The sequence below is a fragment of the Cloacibacillus sp. genome, assembly GCF_020860125.1.
Taxonomy (GTDB): Bacteria; Synergistota; Synergistia; order Synergistales; family Synergistaceae; genus Cloacibacillus.
Genome location: NZ_JAJBUX010000016.1, coordinates 12,186 through 31,113, shown reverse-complemented (window position 1 = coordinate 31,113; position 18,928 = coordinate 12,186). Strand labels below are relative to the sequence as shown.

Sequence of the window (18,928 nt, the reverse complement as noted above, 5' to 3'; positions counted from 1 at the left end):
TTTTCATAAAGAAGAACCTCCGCCGGTGACCGGCGGAGGTTCTTTTGTTTTTGGGAGCGCTGCCGTCAGTTGCCGCTTGACGCTACCAGAGCGCGATCCTCTCTTCCGGCGCGAGGTACATGCCGTCGCCGGGCTTGACGCCGAAGGCGGTGTAAAACTCCGGTATCTGCTGGACGTTTACATTTGTGCGCAGATAGGAAAGCGGGTGGACGTCCTCTTTTATACGTTGTTCCTCCGCCTCCTTGGTCTTGCGGTTGCGCCACAGTTTGGCGTAGGCTTTGAAAAACTCTGAAAAATCAAATCCCGGCACGCCGCGGCCGATTGCCGTCACGCAGGAGAGGCCGCCTAGGTCGGCGATCGCCTCGCCGAGCACCTGCTCGCCGTCGGCCTTCACTCCTGGCAGAACCTCCAGCGTGGAGAAGTAGTCGCTGATCTTCTTCGCGCGTTTATCGAAGGCTTTGCGGTCCGCCTCCGTCCACCAGTTGACGAAGTTGCCGTTCTCATCGAACTGCGAGCCGTTTGTGTCGAAGGCGTGGGTTATCTCGTGCCCGATTATCATGCCGATACCTCCGAGCAATTCCTCTTCGCCGCCCTTGGGCGAATAGAAGGCACCGCCAAGAATGCCGATGGGGATGTTGATCGAGTTGTCATTGGCCGAATAGCAAGCATTGACCTCCTGCGGATTGAGGGGCCATTCGCTCTTATCCACCTTTGTATTTACCCGCTTGACGTCACGCAGACGTTCAAAATCGGCGATGGCGGCGACAGCTTCCACTAGATTGCCTCCATCTTTCGTATCCTTAAAGTCCAGCGCTGAAAAATCCTCCCACTTATCGGGATGGGATACGCGCACCGTAAGATTGTCGAGCTTGCTTATTGCCTTGTTTCGCGTGCTCTCCGACAGCCAGCTCTCGCCATGCAGCATGTTCCGGTAATAATCGACCACCTTCGCAATAAATTCTTCGATCCGGACCTTTGTCCTGGGGTCGGCGTATCTTCCCACGTATAGCCTGCCGAGCGGTTCTCCGAGGTAGGCTGAGACCATTTTGTAGGCGTACTTGTCATCCGGGATCACGCCGCTGCTGCCCATCACTGCGTTTCCACGCTCCACGCTCAAATCGTATGCCTCATGGTCCAGCAGCCTAGCCGTTGAAAACAGTGTCATGGTGATGAGGTAACTTTTTATGTCTTCAAGGTTCTCCGGGCGGTAGAGTTCGTTCATGGAGTCGAGCCATTTTGGCTCCGTGAGGACGAACTCGCGGCTGTCACCGTAACCCAGCGAGTCGATTACCGCCGTAAGCGGAAAATTGCCCGAAGCCCTGGCCAGCTGTTCCTTTGTCCGCACGTTATAAATGGCGGCCAGTGCCTCCGGCGAATAGAGCTCCTTAAGCCCCATAGCCTGCGCCGCGAGTTTATTCTCGACGCGGAAGAGCCCCTCGTTCATCGCCTCGGCCCGGTTTCTGTCGTATCCCGCCTTTTGCAGCAGCTTAACGATGTATTCATCGTTAGCCGCCTTGCGGCGCTTTGCGTATGGACTCAGCACCTTTGCCCGGTACTCGTCGGCGTCCGCCAGCAGCAGCTCCGTCGGGGCGATCTCCACCGTGTAGTTTGTCGCGTCGCGGTTGTCCTCCGTCACTCCGACGTTGAAGAGCCGTGAGCCAAAGTGCGGAACACGGCTGTCGGTCAGGTAGGCTGTCAGCCCCTCCATATCTTTGATGTCCTCGATGCGTTTGACGTATGGCATCACCGGTTCTATCCCCAGACGATCGCGGCTCTTCCAGTCGCGCAGCATGCCGTGAAATTTCTGCACCAGCGCCGCCTCGTGGCTGTTCAGCGAACGGTCTTTGAACAGTTTCTTTATCTGCGCCTCCACCTCGTCCGACCTCTCCGAAAAAGAGTCGACGCTGGCCTCTCCCTTGCGTATCTTAACCTTCGAAAGCCAGTCGTGGTTCACCGCGCGGTGAAAATCGTCGCGGTATGCGGGCGCCTTCGCGCCGGCGGGAAAATCGGCGATGTCCGAATTGACCCACGCCGCCTCCGCGCCGCCGGCAGCGCAGAAAAACGCGGCGGCGAGTAACAGAGCGCACTTAAATGCGCCGGTCCATGATCTGATCATTTATTCTACCTCCATCGTGTCTGCTCTAACCCTCCGCGCCGCCAACAGCTGAGGCTCGCGGAGGGCTGCTGATATTGTAGCATGAGAGACGGAGCCGTCAGCCTGGACCGGCTCCGTTTTCATATGCCTGCTTTGAAGTTATCTCTTCGCCGCCTCAAATTCCGCTTTTATCTTTTTTCTCAGGTCATCGTCGGTGAATACCTTCAGACAGATATCGGCGATGACGCGTGCGCCTTTGACGAGAGCCTCGTGTCCCTCCTCCGCGGTGGTCGCCGCGGCGAATTCCCGCGTGTGGAGATCAAGGCTGCGCGGCGTTATCGCGAATTCCGGCTGTATCGCGGGGCAGCGGTATGAGACGTTGCCGACGTCGGTAGAACCGGTTGCGGGGTGTCCCTTTGTGCAGATGACGCCATACTCCACCATCGTCTCCTCTGCTAGCTTTTCTGCCGTGAGGTTCGGCAGCATCGGCGCGAAGCTGCCCTCGAAATTCTTCCAGCTTACTTCGGTGCGCGTCGCGATCGCCGCGCCGCGCGCGCATTCCAGCACGGCGGCGGTCAGCTCGCGCTGTATGCTCTGCTCCGGGGCGCGCGCCTCGACGCGGCATACGGCGCGGTCAGGGATGATGTTCACCGCGCCCTTGACCTCCGTAATGTAGGCGGCGAGACGGCAGTAGTCGTGCATGTGGATGCGCAGCATATTCAGCGCGTCGATGAAGAGCAGCATCCCGCTCTGGGCGCTTCGGCCGCGCCAGGGGGAGGCCGCCGAGTGCGAGGTCTGCCCCGTAAAGGTGAAATCCAGCCCGTCGATGCCGAGAGAACGGTAGTCGGCGAAACTCTCTCCCGCGAAGGAGTGGAACATTATTGCGAAATCAACGTCGTCAAATACGCCCTCGTCGGCCATACGTATCTTCGCGCCGTCAGTCTCCTCCGCCGGGGTGCCGACGACGCGCAGCTCGCCGACGAGGTCCCCCATCGCTTCGCCTATTGCCATACCGGCGTAGAGCGCCATTGTTCCGTGCAGATTATGGCCGCAGGCGTGTCCGATCTCCGGCAGCGCGTCGTACTCGACCATCACCGCGACGACCGGCCTGCCGGAGGACTCTCCGTCGGGAGAGATCTTCTTCCCGATAAAGGCGGTGGGCAGCCCAATATAGGGGTATTCGACGGCGAATCCCGCCTCGCGGAGCTTGTCCGCCATCATGCGGCTTGTCTCATACTCCTCTTCCGACAGCTCGGGATGAGCTGCGAGATAATCGGAGAAAACCGCCATCTCGCCGGCTTTCTCCGTGATATAGCTTTGCGCCCGGCTGAATGCCTCTTTTGACATCGGTATCATCTACCTTAATGAGTATTTTTTCTTATTTTACCATTATTAAGACTGATACAACCGAATATTCAGACGGAACAAATTTTATATAGGAGCCGGAGCCTCTGCTCCTCCTTTTTGCTACCGATAGTCGATCATTATCGCGATAACTATCAGAGCGGCTTGAATGCAAAAGATGATACAGAACCTTGGAATAAACCATTTCATCCATTTGGCATAGGGGATATTTGCCACGCCGCAGAATACGGCGGCAAACGCCGTCGGCCACAGAATATTTGAGAGGCCGTCTCCAAACTGGAAGGCGAGTACGGCGACCTGACGTGATATTCCCAGTAAGTCCGACAGAGGCGCCATGATCGGCATTGTCGTCGCGGCCTGTCCCGATCCCGAGGGGATGAAGAAATTTATAAGAGTCTGTACGAAGAGCATACCGATTCCGGCGAGCCATTTAGGCATCGTCGAAAGCGGGATGAACATCCCGTTGATGACGGTGTCTACGATATTTCCCTGCTGCAGGATGATCAGTATTCCTCTCGCTATACCTATCATCATCGCGCCGTAGGCGATATCTTTGAATCCCGCCGCCATTGTCTTAGCGATCTTGTTCGGTCCCCAGCCGGCTATGAAGCCGCATAATATTCCCATACCCAGGAGAAGCCCCGCGAGTTCATCAAGATACCATCCCCATTTGAGGACGGAGATGACCATAATGACGATCGTGGCGCCTCCGGTGAGGAGTATCAGCTTGTGACGCCCAGTCATTTCGAGATTCGCGAGGTGGGACTGGTCCAATCCGAAGTCGCCGCATTCGATGCCGTATACGGCGCTTGACTGGGGATTCCTCTTTACCTTTGTGGCATAGTGCATGATGAGGGCGATGCTTGTCACGCACATTACGAACCAGCAGAATAAGCGGTATGCGATGCCGGAGAAGAGCGGCAGCTCCGCAAACTGCTGCGCGATGCCGACATTGAAGGGGTTGGTGAACGAACCGCTGTAACCGAGTCCGACGCCCATCGCCACGATCGCCATCCCCGTCACCGCGTCATAGCCAAGGGCTATCGCGAGCCCCACGAATATGGGGGTGAAGCTGAGCGCCTCTTCAAACATACCGTATGTTCCACCGGCAAACGCGAAGAGAAAGACAAATATAGGGATTATGAAAATACGGTATTTATCACGCGTCATCTGGAGCATTCTGGAGATCCCGGCGTGGATGGCGCCGGAGGCGATGATTATCATCAGCGAGGCATAGGAGATAAACACGAAAAATACGGTGCTGGCGGCGTTTATCAGCCCTTTTTCCACGGCTATAAGTGTATCGAACGGCATTACAGGCGTCTGCGTGATGTTGTGATATGTCCCCGGTATTATTGTAAGCCGCCCTGCGGCGTTCTCCGCCCGCTGGAATTCTCCTGCCGGAAGGAGCCACGAGGCCAGCGCCGCCACTAAAATTATGAGGAAAAGCAATACATATGTGTCAGGCACCTTAAGTTTTAACTTCATTGATGATTTTGTCATAAGAAACACCCCTCATTGTAATAAATTTTTCCTTTTCCTAAAAACATGTTCCTTCACTATGCACGGAAACGGCGGAATAAATTATCGGTGCCGGCCTCTGTGGCTTACAATGCGGAGATCTTTGACTCAAATTCCGCGCGGATATCTTCTCTCAAGCTTTTGTCTGTAAGTACCTTTAGGGCGATGTCAGCCATTATGGCCGCGCCCTTGACGAGGGCGGAATGTCCATCTTCGCTGGTCGTCGCTAAAGCGAACCCGCGCGTATGGAGGTCGAGCTTTTCTTCCGTTACCGCCAGTTCAGGCTGTATGGCCGGGCATCTGTAGGAGACGTTACCGACGTCTGTCGACCCCGTGGGGAGGTGGTTTTTCGTACATATGACGCCATATTCCGCCATAGTCTTCTCTGCGAGCAGCTCCGCGGCGAGGTTGGGCAGCATCGAGTCAAAACTTTTCATAAATTTCTTCCACGACACCTCCGTATTTACAGCGGCGGCGCAGCCCTTCGCACAGTTGATCACCGCCTCGGTCAGTCCGACAAGCATCGCCTTGTCAGGAGCCCGCGTCTCGACCTGGCACACTGCGAGGTCCGGGATTATGTTCACGGCGCCTCTGACCTCCTTTATTATGGCGTGCATCCTGCAGTAGTCATGCATATGCAGCCGGAGCATATTGAGGCCGTCCATAAAGAGAAGCATCCCGTTCTGCGCGCTTCGCCCCTTCCACGGCGACGCCGCGGAGTGGGAAGTCTGTCCGGTAAATGTAAATTCAAGCCCGTCGATGCCAAGCGCCCTGTAATCGGCGAAGCTCTCGCCGGCGTAGGAATGAAACATAAAGGCAAGGTCGACATCGTCAAAGATTCCGGCGTCCGCCATTTGAACCTTTGCTCCGTCAGTCTCCTCAGCGGGCGTACCGATGACGCGGATCTCTCCCGCTGTTTCGCCGATCGCCTCCCCAACGGCCAACCCCGCGTAGAGGGCCATCGTGCCGTGGAGATTATGCCCGCAGCCGTGGCCGATTTCCGGCAGCGCGTCGTACTCCGCCATAATTGCGACCACAGGCTTTTTTTGCGTGCAGGCGGGCGAAGCCTTTACGGCTTTGAAAGCGGTAGGCAGCCCCAGATAGGGATACTCTACGGAAAATCCGGCGCCGAGTAATTTTTCAGCCATCAATCTGCTGGACTCATACTCCTCCTGTGACAGCTCCGGATGGGCCGCGAGATAATCGCTGAAGGCCGTCATCTCCGCCCTTTTTTGAGAAAGATAGCAATGTGCCTTTTCGAACGCCTGTTTTGACATTTTGACTACCACCTTTTATATGATGTTTTTTTATCTCAGTACATTAAGCAGCCCCATAGTAAAAATGGGGAAGTAGGTGAAGAGGAGCAGACAGACGACCATCGCGAAGAACGAGGGCAGAATGGCCTTAGAGATATCCTCGATGCTCTCGCCGGAGATGGCGGAGGCGACGAAGAGGTTTATCCCGTAGGGCGGCGAGATGAAGCCGCAGGCCAGGTTGACTGTGATTATCAGTCCGAAGTGGATGGGGTCTATCCCTATCGTCTTTACCACCGGCAGCAGGATCGGCGTGAGGATTATCACCGCCGCGATGTTGTCCACGAAGCAGCCGATCACCAGCAGGAAGACGTTTATCACCATCAGCAGGATGAAGGGGCTGTGGGCGAGGCTCGTCATCCAGGAGGCGATATGCGCCGGTATCTGCGCCATCGCCAGGTAACTGGCGAAGGCCATTGAGAGACCGATCATAAACTCCGTCGCGCCGTTGATGAGCCCCGTCGTGCGCAGACATTCATAGAGAGTCTTGCCGTCGAGCTCCTTATAGACGAACTTGCCGATGAGCACCGAATAGACGACGGCGACGACCGCCGCCTCCGTGGGCGTGAAGATGCCGCCGTAGATGCCGCCGAGGATGATGACCGGCACCAGCAGCGCCCAGAAGGCTTCTCTGAATGCCTTCCACACCGTGGAGAACTTCGGGCGTTCCGTAACGCTTACATAATGGCGCTTCTTCGCCGTGCAGTAACAGACCAGCATCAGCGCAACGCCGATCATGACGCCGGGGACGATCCCGGCGATAAACATATCGCCGATCGAACACTGCGCGACAATACAGTAAATGACAAAGGGTATAGAGGGCGGGATGATGACGCCGATAGTTCCCGCAGCCGCGGTTATCGCCGCCGCGAAGCCCGCGTCATACTTGCGCTCCTTCATCGAGGGGATCATAAAAGAGCCGATCGCCGAGACAGTGGCCGGTCCCGAACCGGAGATCGCGGCGAAAAACATACATGCGAGCACCGTGACCATCGCCAGGCCGCCTGTGATATAACCGACGAGGCTCTCGGCGAGATTCACAAGACGGCGCGAAATACCGCCGTTGCACATCAGCGCCCCCGCGAGGATGAAAAAGGGGATGGCGAGCAGCGGGAAAGAATCGAGACCCGTCACCGACTTCTGCGCGAGCATCACCATCGGGATATCCGAAGTGAGCCACATAGCGATGCCGGTAGAGAGGCCGAGCGTGATGCCGATCGGGATACTCAGGCCGATCGTTACGATAAGCAGAGAGAAGAGAATAACCGCTTCCATCTATATCATCTCCTCCAATTCTTCCTGTTCCTTCTCCGAACCCACCGGTTCGCCCTTATAAATCTTGTACATCTCAATAAGCAGGCGGATACACATCAGGCCGCAGCCGACGGGTACGGAGGCGTATGGCCAGGTCATAGGGATATCCATGGCGGCGGAAGACTGCCCTGTGTCATAAATAAAGACGACGAGTTCAGTCCCGAGCCAGGTGAGAATAAAACTGAATACGAACCAGACCACCAGAACAAAATACTCAAAAAACCTGCGGCAGCTGCCCTTGATCATATTGGTGAACATCTCCACGCGGAAATGGCTGCGTTCCTTAACGGCGTAACTTGCGCCGATCCAGGAAAGCCAGAGGAAAATAAACCGGGCGAGCTCCTCGCTCCAAGAGAGAGAGTTTGAGAAGACATACCTCATAACAACCTGGATAAAGACGAGAATGGTCATAATGGCCATAGTCCAGACGCAGAAATACTCCTCGAAATTATCTAAAAACTTTTTGACGGTCATCGTGATAACAACCTCCTGCGATGGTAATAAAGCGCGTCCCTTATGCAAGGGACGCGCAAACGGTGCTCACGCTTCGAAAAGATTACTTCTGAACCTTTCTTGCGATATCCATGATCTCCTTGCCGAGCTCGTTTTCAAACTGGGCGTAGACCTTCTTGGTCGCATCCACGAAGGGCTTCTTCTGTTCCGGCGTCAGCTCGTTGGCCTGCATTCCCGCTTTAATACAGTTATTCTTGAAATCATTTTCCATACTCGCGATCGTCTTGCGCTGCTCAATGGCGAAATCATGGGAGGCCTTTACAATAATTTCGCGCAAATCGGGAGGGAGTTTGTCCATAAATTTCTTGTTAGCAATAAGCATCGTTACCGAAAATACGTGACCTGTCTCCGATACATACTTCTGTACTTCATAGAATTTTCCGTCGTCAATCATCGCGTAGGGGTTTTCCTCCGCGTCGACGGTACCCTGCTGCAGAGCCGTATAAAGCTCGCCCCAGCTCATCGGGGTGGGATTGGCGCCGAGTTCCTTGAAGAAGGCGATGTGCATCGGGTTTTCCATCGTACGGATCTTGAGCCCCTTAAGGTCGGCGGGGGTCTTGATGGGGCGCTTGCTGTTCGTCACATGGCGCATGCCGTTCTCCTGATAACCGAGTACGACAAACCCCTTGGATAATAGATACTGATCCAGTTTGTCGCCGAGAATACCGTCGAGAGCCTCAAAGGCGGTTTTTCTGCTTGTGAAAAGGTAGGGCAGATCAAGTACCTGAACTCTTTTGTCAAATCCCGCGAGAGCTGAGCTTGCGGGCAGCGCCATCTGTATCGTACCCATCTGCACGCCCTCGCAGAGCTCGCGGTCGCCGCCGAGCTGCGCATTTGGATAGAGTTCGACCTTGATTCTGCCGTTGGATAACTTTTCGACCTGTGGTTTGAATACTTTATTCATGGCAAGCATATCTGCATGTGTTTCAGAGACGATAGATCCAACTTTGATTACATATTCCGGGGCAGCAAAGGCTGTACTTGCTGTCATAACTACAAAAGACGCCGCTATCGCTATCAGTTTTTTCATTTTACCGTTTCCTCCTTTAAAATGGACAGATAACATACAAAAATACATCGCAGATAGATAAAAATGTTTTTATTTAAGATTTACAGTGGACAGTCGTTGAGGGAATCCCCCTTTCTGTGGTCAAAATGGATATCTCAGCTTTCAAGTATTGGAAGAGAGATGCCTCCCTTGGGCAATATGCCTATGGTTGCCTGCGGAATCTGCGCAAAAGCCTCGCTTAATGCCGCTTCGATGTTTGGGAAAGGCGTATACTGCATCGCTTCGATGTCTTCGGGAAGCAATCCCTCGCTTACCGAGAATATACGCGCTCTGTTGCGCACGCGGCTGTTACACACGGCAAGTACTGTGGAAATGATGTCCACCTCTGTATCCTCCGGAGAGGCCTGCCGTAATCTTTTCAGAGTCTCTTCAAGCGGCAGTGACAGCCATTCACGGAAACGCGGGTGATTGTGTGCGAGTCCCTCGAAGCAGGGGGAGACAAAAATTATGATGCCGCCCTCCTTTACGGCGAAATAGGCGCTTGTGACCCCTTTTTCCGCCTGCCAATAGTCTAGGTCGGCGGGAGATGAGCTCACGATCACTATATCGGCCAACTTTGGTAAGGATACTTTGAATGATTCCCGCGCAAGTTTAACCCCCTCGCGGTGCGCGCTTAAAAAATCTCCGGCAAATATTCCGGCAACTTCATTATTATAATTTTTTACTACGTTAATAATAAAAGCTAAATTCGCCTTTTTTGCGACCTCTTCAATGCCTCTGCGGCAAGGATTCCCCTCGACCATTCCCAGAGGGATATCCGGACAGAAGCCGGCCGCCGCGTGTGTTGCCGACGTTGTCACAAAGTCGCATACCCCGGGCTGTAAAATCTTCGCGCCGCCGGAAAACCCCGCGTCGCTGTGCGGCACGATGTTCCCCAGGCCGATTAGGAGGTCGGCCTCAAGCGCATATTTATTTACATGAACCGGTATCGTGTAATCCCCGGTGCTGACAGTCCCAAGGTCTTTCATATCAGATGCGATATTCGCGTCATGCTGTCTTATGGTGAAGCGCCGGACCATGTCGGGGCCAAGTTTTTCGATAATTTCTTCGTCCGTCATTACCCGATGCGTTCCAGGCGCGGTCAGAAAACTCATCGCGCAGTCCGGAACACCGTGTCTGTTCAGGTAATCTGTAATGACCGGCATCATTATGGACAGTGGTGTGTCCCTTGTACCGTCCTCTATCAGGAAGACGATGTTTTTCTTATCCTTTGCCAGCATACGTAACGGCTGAGCGCCAATGGGATTATCAATGGCCTGGATAAGTGACGCTTCGATGTCGTTTAATTTAGGAATGGCGCGCATTTCTCCGGTAAAGATTACCCGCTCTTCCGGGGCTTCGAATGTTAATTTTGATTTACCGTAAGGTATGCTGTATCTCATAGCGGCGACTTACTGTCTCTCAACCTTTATATTGCCCCCGTCTGCGTCGACGGTAACCATATCTCCGTCCTGCACGTAGGAGTAAAAGTCTTCCTCAACGTTGTACACCGAGGGAAGTTCCATTACAAGGAGGGCGGAGACGAATACGGGGTCCGGATTCCTCAAGACAACGGCCACTGGCCCCTTGCCCCTCGCCGCGATCTTGAATAGACCGTCCATCTGAACGACGGAGCTGCCTTTTCCGGCGTGTGCTACCAGGACGTGCCCAGACATAGACCTTCCTTCAAGGACATGTTTTTGTTCTATCACCACGCCGCTCTCCGGCTCCACGAGGTAAAAACAGATAGCCTCGTTCGACACGATGGCTGGTCCCGCCGCTTTACCGGCTGCGATGGCCTCGCATTTAAAGTTTTTCGTGATCATATCCGTACCTCCCCTGTTAATGCCGCCTCTATCGCCTGTTCAAGCGGGCGGATCTTGAAATCTATCTTTCTGATCTCGTTGTAATAGGCGCATTTTGGAGAATCGGTAACGGCGCTTTTTCCATAATAGGGCCACCAACAAGGCGGCACGTCGATGCAGGTATCGGCAATGATATGTCCGCCGGCTCGATTAATAATGTCAATAAATCCCATACGGGCGGCAAGTTCTTTTGTAAGAGAACTTGTGAGGACCCATACATCGACAGCGAAGCGTTTTCCGTTGCATATGCGGGCGATATCTCCAACCTGACGGATAGAAAGGTGCGGACAGCCAAACATGGCGAAGTCTATCTTTCCAGGTTTGCCGCAGATACGTTCCCGTACCATTTCTAGATCCTTCTGCTCGATGACCACCCGCTTTTTGGGTTCTTTTCCTCCAAACGCAGTCTTAATGTCGGGTGCCTCCGGAGTGATGCTGACGATATGATACAGGCCGACCGCTCCAGAGGTATTCAGCTGTGCTCCGAAGTTCATGAACCCCTCAGGAGTCGCGCGTTCGTTGATGCCAATAAATGCAGGGATCTCCGGTCCGTTATAGATGAGGGGATAGCACCAGCCGAGCAGCTGGTAATCAAAATCATCCTTTATTTCAGCTTTTACCTCTACGAGTATTTCCGCCTTACGGTTTTTATCAAGCAGCAGCCCATATTCGGGAACCAGACCGGTTATCGCGGCGCATAGAGCGCTCTGTGAAGATTCTCTGTTCGTACGGGCCCCTATTACGGAATTAACGAAGGGCGTGGCGCTTGATTCGGAGAAGCCGATGATTTCCCCATATGCGGGTACGTTTTGCTGCAGATAAGGCGTACAGTTAAAGGTTAGCTGTGCTCCGATCTTTCGGTAGGCATCGTTTGTTTTGGATACGATATCCTTGCCTTCCTGGGGTACCTCCGCTAGGTGCCTGTTCAGATAGCCGATGTCGATGCTTGGATTGACGGTGGGAGCGATTTTACATTTTCCGCCCATATTGACTAACTTTTCTACAAACCATAGATCCGCGTCCTGTGCGCTGAGAGCTACGTGTGCGCGTGTGATGGGTACCATGCGTTTTGCTCCGAATACCCGGCCAAGCCCCTCCTGTATTCTTATCGCATAGGCTACGGCCTCTCCCTGTTCGCCGTGCAGCATACCAAGCTGATCCTTTGTTAGCTCCATTATCCTCACTGCTTTCTCTCGGTAGATTATGATTTCTTGTTAAAATAAAAAATTAAAAATATATTTCAATATATAGATAGTAATAGGTGAATGTAATTGGTTTATCAAATTTTACTGAAAGTAATCTGATATTTTGAATATGATATTGATGTAATTTTGATACCGCAGGATAGATTTGAAAAAAGAATGAAAGACACGGCCCTCTTTCCGGCAAAAGGGGCCGTGTCTTTCATCTCTATACAGCGGCAGGGAGGAACAAAACCCGCCTGAAGAGACTATATTGATTAATAAAGGACCAAAGCTCCAACCATCGCGGCGATGAATATCGGGATGTTATAATGCAGGAACGTCGGTACGCAGGTGTCCCATATGTGGTTGTGCTGTCCGTCCGCGTTCAGTCCCGCCGTGGGGCCGAGCGTCGTATCGGAGGCGGGAGAACCGGCGTCTCCCAGCGCGCCGGCTGCGGCGATGAGACAGGCTGTCGCTCCGACAGAGAAACCGAGCTGCATTGCGAGCGGGCAGTAGATGGCCGCGATTACGGGGACCGTGCCGAAAGAGGTCCCGATTCCCATCGTAACGAGCAGCCCAACGGCCAGCATGAGGAAGGCCCCCCAGAACTTGCTTCCGCCGACCAGCGATACAACGCTGTTTACAAGGTGCTCAACGGATTTAGTCTCTCTGAGGACCGTGCCGTAACCGGCGGCGATGAGCATTACGAAGGCTATGAGTCCCATTATTTCAAGCCCGCCGAGAAAACTTTCGTCAATATCTTTGAATTTCAACACCCCGGTGACGATCATGACGAGGAGCGCCACAAGCGCTCCCAGCGGCATTGAGCCTGACCATAGCTGGGCGGCGAAGGCCGCAATTATCGCCACCATCGTCAGATAGTGCGTCTTTGTAAAGGTGCTTGGCATATCCTCCGCCGAACCGCCGATTATCGGTTTATCCTCGTAGTGTCTCGGGCGGTTATAGGTTATGAATACCGCGATGAGAAGACCGATGATCATCCCTATGCCTATCACCCATGTATAGGCGGGGACCGATCCCTTGGCTATTTCCATGCCGTTGCGTCCCATCTCCGCGGCGATGATCCCCTGGAAGATGAGCCCATATCCGATTGGCAGCGTTATATAGGGGCATTTGAGTCCGAAGGCGAGGGCGCAGGCAACCTGACGGCGGTCGACTTTGAGTTTGTTGAACAGGAAGAGCAGCGGCGGGATGAGGATAGGGATGAACGCGATATGGACGGGAATCACCGTTCCCGAGATGCACGCGATAAGGGCGATGAGAAACATCAGCATAATCTTGTGCTCTCCCACCATCGACGCGATTTTTTTACATGCGATCGAGGCCAGGCCTGTTTTGTTTATCGCGATGGCGAATGTCCCGAGAAGAAAATAGGCTAGCGCCGTCTCGGCGTTTCCTCCCATGCCGCTGATCAGAACGCCCATCGTCGCCGGGATGGACATGCCGGCGGCCAGACCTCCCGCAAGCGCGGCGAGGAGCAGCGCAAGCACTATGTTCAGGTTGATCAGACATAGGCCTATCATGACGATGACCGAAATGACGACTGGATTTAACAAGATCATTTTTCTCTGCCTCCACAATATATTAATTTTTGTAGAAATAACAACAAACGGCAAATAATATTTCTCAGGGAGACGGTCTTTGATGAAAGAAGAGTACCATTACTATATAATTATTTTATCAAAGTATTAAATAGACTAAATTGAGCAATAAGTATGGTTTGATGATAATTTGATGAATTAGTAGGATTATCTTTAAATAGAGTTGCATTAGTTTGTCAATATACCCGATGGTCAAAACGATGCAGTTAAGGGTACCCCTCATGAGGTAAGATTTTGCGTTGTCTGTTTCGCGGGGAGGCGGATAGACGAAAAGGAGTGAGTGCTTTGAAAGAAATCGTATTGAATGGAAAAGATCTTACGCTGGAGAGTCTGATACGCATAACGAGAAACGGCGCGCAGGTATGCGCGAGCCTTGAGGCGATGGAGGACGTAAAAAAATCCCGGGCGCTGGTGGAGGAGCTTGTCGCGGGCGGACGCCCAATGTACGGCATCAATACCGGATTTGGCAGATTTTCTGAGGTTGCGATACCAGAGGAGGATATAAATCTTCTTCAGATAAAACTTATACTGGCGGACGCCGCCGGGGTCGGCGCGCCGCTTCCGGCCGACGTCGTCCGTGGGATGCTGGTCATGCGTGCGAACTCACTTCTTAACGGATTTTCCGGCGTACGCCCGGTAGTCATCAACACCATACTCGATATGCTCAATAGAGGCGTTCACCCCGTGGTGCCGGAGAAGGGCTCGGTAGGTTCAAGCGGAGACCTCTGTCCGCTCGCCCATATGGTGCTGCCGATGATCGGGCTCGGCGAGGCCGAATATAACGGCGTCGTAATGGAGGGGGCCGAGGCGATGGCCAAGGCGAAGATCCCGCTTATCGAGCTTAAGGCCAAAGAGGGGCTCGCCCTCATCAACGGAACGCAGTGTATGACCTCAGTCGCAGCCCATGCGCTGGCTGACGCCATAACGCTGAAAAAGACCGCCGACATCGTCGGAGCGCTCACAGTCGAATCCCTTCGCGGAATCAAAAATGCCTACGACCCGCGTATACAGGATGTGCGCCGGCATTCGGGGCAGAAAGAGGCCGCGGAAAACATGCTCCGTCTGCTTGAGGGCAGTGAATATGTTACGGAGCAGGGCGAACTGCGTATGCAGGATTCGTATTCGCTGCGCTGTATTCCCCAGATACACGGAGCCAGCCGTCTTGCCATAGATTATGTCGCCTCCGTCGTGGAGAACGAGATCAATGCCGTCACCGATAATCCGATAGTCCTGGTCGATACCGGCGATGTCTTTTCTGGAGGCAATTTCCATGGACAGCCGGTAGCGATAGCGGCTGATACGTTAGGTATCGCGCTCTCAGAACTTGGTAATATCTCCGAACGTCGCATTGCAAAGCTGATAGACCCGGCGCTTAACCACGGGCTTCCCGCCTTTCTCGTTAAGCACGGCGGCATAAACTGCGGCTTCATGATTCCGCAGTACGCGGCCGCGGCTCTTGTCTCGGAGAATAAGGTGCTTGCCCACCCTGCGAGCGTCGACTCGATACCCACATCTGCCGGACAGGAGGATCATGTCAGCATGGGTACGATAGGCGCACGCAAAGCGGCGCAGATATTGGAAAATGTCAGGATGGTTCTCGGCATAGAGCTTATGTGCGCCGCCCAGGCTCTTGACCTTCAGGAAAAGAGGAAACTTGGCGCTGGTACGGAGGCCGCATATAAGGTGATACGCGGCGCGGTGGAGTTTATGGAAGAGGACAGGGTCTTTTATAAAGACCAAAAACTGGCTGCAGAGCTTATCACGGACGGAACGCTCGTCAAGGCCGTCGAAGAGGCGGTCGGCACGTTGAGATAGCATCTTGTAACCGCCGGTATGGCGATAGCGGTATATGTATTAAAATAATATATACAGGGAGAGCGCCTGGATTTGCAAAACAGAATATTGCAGACAGCTCTCCCTGTATTTTTATTTTGGAGAAAAGGATGGGGAGAAATGAATGTAAAAGTGAAGGTAATAGGTACGCCGTCAATAGAGATCAATGGAGAAGCGCTTCGTCTCCCCCTCAAAAAAGCCGAGGCTATAGTCTATTATCTTGCCATAGAGGGGCGCGCCAGCCGTGAAAAGCTGGCCTCCATCTTTTGGGGTACGAAGGACGAAAATTCGGCCTACAATAATTTTAGAAACGCTCTGTATCTGCTGAAACAATATTTCCCCAAAGATTCGATAATTGCCGACCGCCGCTATGTATCGGCGGCCGGTTTCTCCTGTGACCTGGATCTCATAGACAGAATAAGTGACGTAGATGCGCCTCTGCCGCAGTGTCTTTCCGACGAACTGCTCAAGGGGTTTGATATTCCCGAATGCGCTGATTTCGGCAACTGGCTTCTCATCGCCAAATCGCAGTTCAAGACACGCGTGACAGAAAAGCTGAAAATACGCATTACCGCCTGTTATGATTCGCAGGATGAGGATAATCTTGAGAGCTCGCTTGAGATGCTCATCGCGGCCGACCCCTTTGACGAGGATTCCACGCTGGAGCTTATGGATCTCTATTTCAAAAGACGCGGGGCGGCAAAGGCAAGCACTCTCTTCCGCGAGTATAAGCGCCGTCTCTCCGAAGAGCTTTCGCTCACACCCTCGGCACGGGCGGAAGAATATTTTAAGCGCATGATAGTTTTGGATACGCATGACGGCGGGATGGGAGATGTTTCACCGGATTCGTTCTTTGTCGGCAGAATGAGGGAACAGTCGCTGATCTTTGAACGGCTGGAGAATAACGACGGCACCGTGGCGGTTTTTTTAGACGGCGAGGCGGGGATCGGCAAAACGTCGCTGCTCCACAAGGTGTTGTCGTTTTTCGACGGCGAGAGCCATATAATATTGTCGACGAGATCCTACGAGGCGGGGCTGGACTATCCATATTCGTCATGGAATAACCTCGTATCGCAGGCGGCGCTGTATTGTACGGAGGAATCGTCGGAGGACAGCGGGGTAAATTTTTCGCTGCTTGCCGGGGTTTTTCCCAATTTTATGAGTGGCAGGCGGATAGCTTATAACGCTGATTCCGTCGTTGTTTTGGAGCGGACCCCCATAATCATCGGAAGGGCCGTCAGCCGCCTTGTCTGCCGTGCCGCCGGCGGCCGGCGTCCCGTTATCGTCCTGGAGGATATGCATTGGTTTGACAAACAGTCTATCCATATGCTCGAAGTGTTTATCGAAAACCTCTCCGTACCGGCCACGATATTTATTACAAGCCGTCCGGAAAAGAGCGATTACATAATGCGCACGCTTACGCGGCTTAAGGATGCTGGAGCGATCAATTTTCTTCATATTCCCCTCAAACCGTTCGACCGCTCGGAAACGGCCTCTTTTTGCAGCCATTTTCTTGATAAAGAGCTGTTGGAATCAAAAGATAAAGACTATTTCTATAACGAGACAGAGGGCATGCCGCTGCTGGTAGCTGAGATGGTAAAGCTGCTCAGGGCGAATTCAAAGGCGGAATTTACCGTCAGCGGTCTGGGCGGCGTCATGCTCGCCAGATTTGGCGAGATATCGGAAAAGCAGAGGGAATTTCTGCGTGTGCTGTCTGTATTTACAAACGGCGCCAGCATTTCGTTGATTGCCAAAGTAATGGGGGAACCGCCCCAGGAAGTCTCCGCGGTGGCGGAAGAGCTTCTGCGCAAGATGCTGATCAAAGAGATAAAGACGATAGACTTTGGCGTGCACGTCGATTTCAGCCACGCCAAGCTAAGGAGCTGCGTGTACGATGCAATTCCCGGCTTCAAACTCAGCGAGTACCATAAAAAGGTCGCGGACACGCTTAACGGGCAGTATTCACCAAGGAAATGGGACCCCGCGCTCAGTTCGATGCTTTGTTACCACTATACTAAGGCAGGACTGCCGGAGAATGTCCTGAATCAGCATCTGCGCGAGATGATATTCGATATAACCCTCAACCACGACCTTTTTCCGCTCATCCAGGACGATGTGCTCTATTCCTGTACGCACCCGTATAACGACCGCTCGGATACGGAGAAGAAAATGGACGATATGAGTGCCCTGCTGGCTGATATCAGAAATAATATGCGGGCCGATAACGAGAAAGAGGTACTGCGGATGGAGGCCTCTTATCTGGAGCTGTGCGGGGGGTACCTGATCTGCTGGGGAGAATATGACCGTGGCAGGGTTCTCCTGAACCGCGCGATGAAGATAGCGCGCGAACATTCTTTCTCTACGATATACATCCATTCCCTTTCGAATATGGGGCATTATTTCCTACAGACGGACAACGCGGAGCCTCTGATGCGCACGGCGCGGGAGATGCTTAACGCGGCACGCGACGATGAACGGGAGAAGTATATGGGTATCGCGCTGCGCTATATCGGCGTCGCCTTCCAAATTATGGGGGATTATGAAAAATCGGAAAAGGTGCTGCGCCGCTCGATCGCCATATTTGAGGAACAGGCGCTGCTGGGCAAGAATTATACGCTCAGCATGCTGGCGGCGGAGTGCTACATCGGAGAGAATTATCACTGGCAGGGTGATTTCGCGAAGGCGGTGGAGCATTTCAACCACTGTATAAGTGTCTGCGAAGAGAAGGGGCTTTTCTGGGGCAGCAGCCATTTCCGTGCCCATCTTGCGGATGTCGCCTTTGACCTTGGGGACATGGAGATGATGTTCGAGAATATCTACCGTGGCACGAAGGTCTTTGAACGCTGTCAGGGCGGGCGCTGCGGCTCCATACTCTACAGCCTGAAGTCGATCGCGGATGCCGAGCAGAAACGTTATGAAGACGCCTATCGTTCGCTTGAGATAGGTGAGCTGCTCTCCGCGCCGATAAGAAAGCATTCATGGATATCGGTTCACGCGATGGCCAAGGCCTATCTTGCGAAAATGCTGGAGGAGGGCGGCCTGCCGCCGCAGTTCAATAAAATACTTAAAAAATCTTCGAAGGAGTACGCCGAAGAGGCCGTCTCTATTTACGCGAAGATCCCTGTCCCGCATCGGGTGAGAATGCTGCGGGAGCGCTTCGGCCTCTGATTTTGAATGCGCCTGCGGCTGGCGGGAGCTTGACAATAAGGCAAGGCTAAACGAAACATCCACCCTCCGACCGGGGGTGGATGTCTT

At 53.4% G+C, this 18,928-nt stretch carries 13 protein-coding genes; 2 read left to right on the top strand and 11 right to left on the bottom strand.

The window, feature by feature from the left end:
- Positions 1 to 82: 82 nt before the first annotated feature.
- The 11 genes from LIO98_RS02065 to LIO98_RS02015 form a co-directional block, all read right to left on the bottom strand.
- The gene (locus LIO98_RS02065) at positions 83 to 2,116 is read right to left on the bottom strand and encodes a M13 family metallopeptidase (RefSeq protein WP_291952858.1); all 2,034 of its coding nucleotides are present in this window, start codon (positions 2,114 to 2,116) and stop codon (positions 83 to 85) included.
- Between the two features lie 138 nt (positions 2,117 to 2,254).
- Positions 2,255 to 3,442, bottom strand: a complete 1,188-nt coding sequence (locus tag LIO98_RS02060; protein WP_291952856.1) for a M20 family metallopeptidase — start codon at positions 3,440 to 3,442, stop codon at positions 2,255 to 2,257.
- A 120-nt stretch (positions 3,443 to 3,562) separates the two neighbouring features.
- Positions 3,563 to 4,948: a TIGR00366 family protein gene (locus LIO98_RS02055; RefSeq protein WP_291952854.1), complete on the bottom strand. Its 1,386-nt coding sequence runs from the start codon at positions 4,946 to 4,948 to the stop codon at positions 3,563 to 3,565.
- Between the two features lie 119 nt (positions 4,949 to 5,067).
- The gene (locus LIO98_RS02050; RefSeq protein WP_291952852.1) at positions 5,068 to 6,258 is read right to left on the bottom strand and encodes a M20 family metallopeptidase; all 1,191 of its coding nucleotides are present in this window, start codon (positions 6,256 to 6,258) and stop codon (positions 5,068 to 5,070) included.
- A gap of 30 nt (positions 6,259 to 6,288) precedes the next feature.
- The gene (locus tag LIO98_RS02045; RefSeq protein WP_066743266.1) at positions 6,289 to 7,569 is read right to left on the bottom strand and encodes a TRAP transporter large permease; all 1,281 of its coding nucleotides are present in this window, start codon (positions 7,567 to 7,569) and stop codon (positions 6,289 to 6,291) included.
- Entirely contained in the window at positions 7,570 to 8,082 is a 513-nt protein-coding gene (locus LIO98_RS02040) for a TRAP transporter small permease (protein ID WP_291952849.1), read from the bottom strand.
- A gap of 82 nt (positions 8,083 to 8,164) precedes the next feature.
- Positions 8,165 to 9,151, bottom strand: a complete 987-nt coding sequence (locus tag LIO98_RS02035; RefSeq protein WP_291952847.1) for a TRAP transporter substrate-binding protein — start codon at positions 9,149 to 9,151, stop codon at positions 8,165 to 8,167.
- A gap of 134 nt (positions 9,152 to 9,285) precedes the next feature.
- Entirely contained in the window at positions 9,286 to 10,572 is a 1,287-nt protein-coding gene (gene larA / locus LIO98_RS02030) for a nickel-dependent lactate racemase (protein ID WP_291952845.1), read from the bottom strand.
- A 9-nt stretch (positions 10,573 to 10,581) separates the two neighbouring features.
- Positions 10,582 to 10,995: a DUF126 domain-containing protein gene (locus LIO98_RS02025; RefSeq protein ID WP_168952270.1), complete on the bottom strand. Its 414-nt coding sequence runs from the start codon at positions 10,993 to 10,995 to the stop codon at positions 10,582 to 10,584.
- A complete protein-coding gene (locus LIO98_RS02020) occupies positions 10,992 to 12,209 on the bottom strand; it encodes an aconitase X catalytic domain-containing protein (protein ID WP_291952840.1) in 1,218 nt (405 codons plus the stop codon). The genes LIO98_RS02025 and LIO98_RS02020 overlap by 4 nt, the downstream gene beginning before the upstream one ends.
- Positions 12,210 to 12,493: 284 nt before the next feature.
- Positions 12,494 to 13,801: an SLC13 family permease gene (locus LIO98_RS02015; protein WP_066743243.1), complete on the bottom strand. Its 1,308-nt coding sequence runs from the start codon at positions 13,799 to 13,801 to the stop codon at positions 12,494 to 12,496.
- Positions 13,802 to 14,125: 324 nt separating this feature from the next.
- Between LIO98_RS02015 and hutH the strand changes: the two genes are divergently transcribed.
- Both hutH and LIO98_RS02005 read left to right on the top strand, forming a co-directional pair.
- Positions 14,126 to 15,655: a histidine ammonia-lyase gene (gene hutH / locus LIO98_RS02010; protein WP_291952837.1), complete on the top strand. Its 1,530-nt coding sequence runs from the start codon at positions 14,126 to 14,128 to the stop codon at positions 15,653 to 15,655.
- A gap of 138 nt (positions 15,656 to 15,793) precedes the next feature.
- The gene (locus LIO98_RS02005) at positions 15,794 to 18,841 is read left to right on the top strand and encodes an AAA family ATPase (protein ID WP_291952836.1); all 3,048 of its coding nucleotides are present in this window, start codon (positions 15,794 to 15,796) and stop codon (positions 18,839 to 18,841) included.
- Positions 18,842 to 18,928 lie beyond the last annotated feature (87 nt).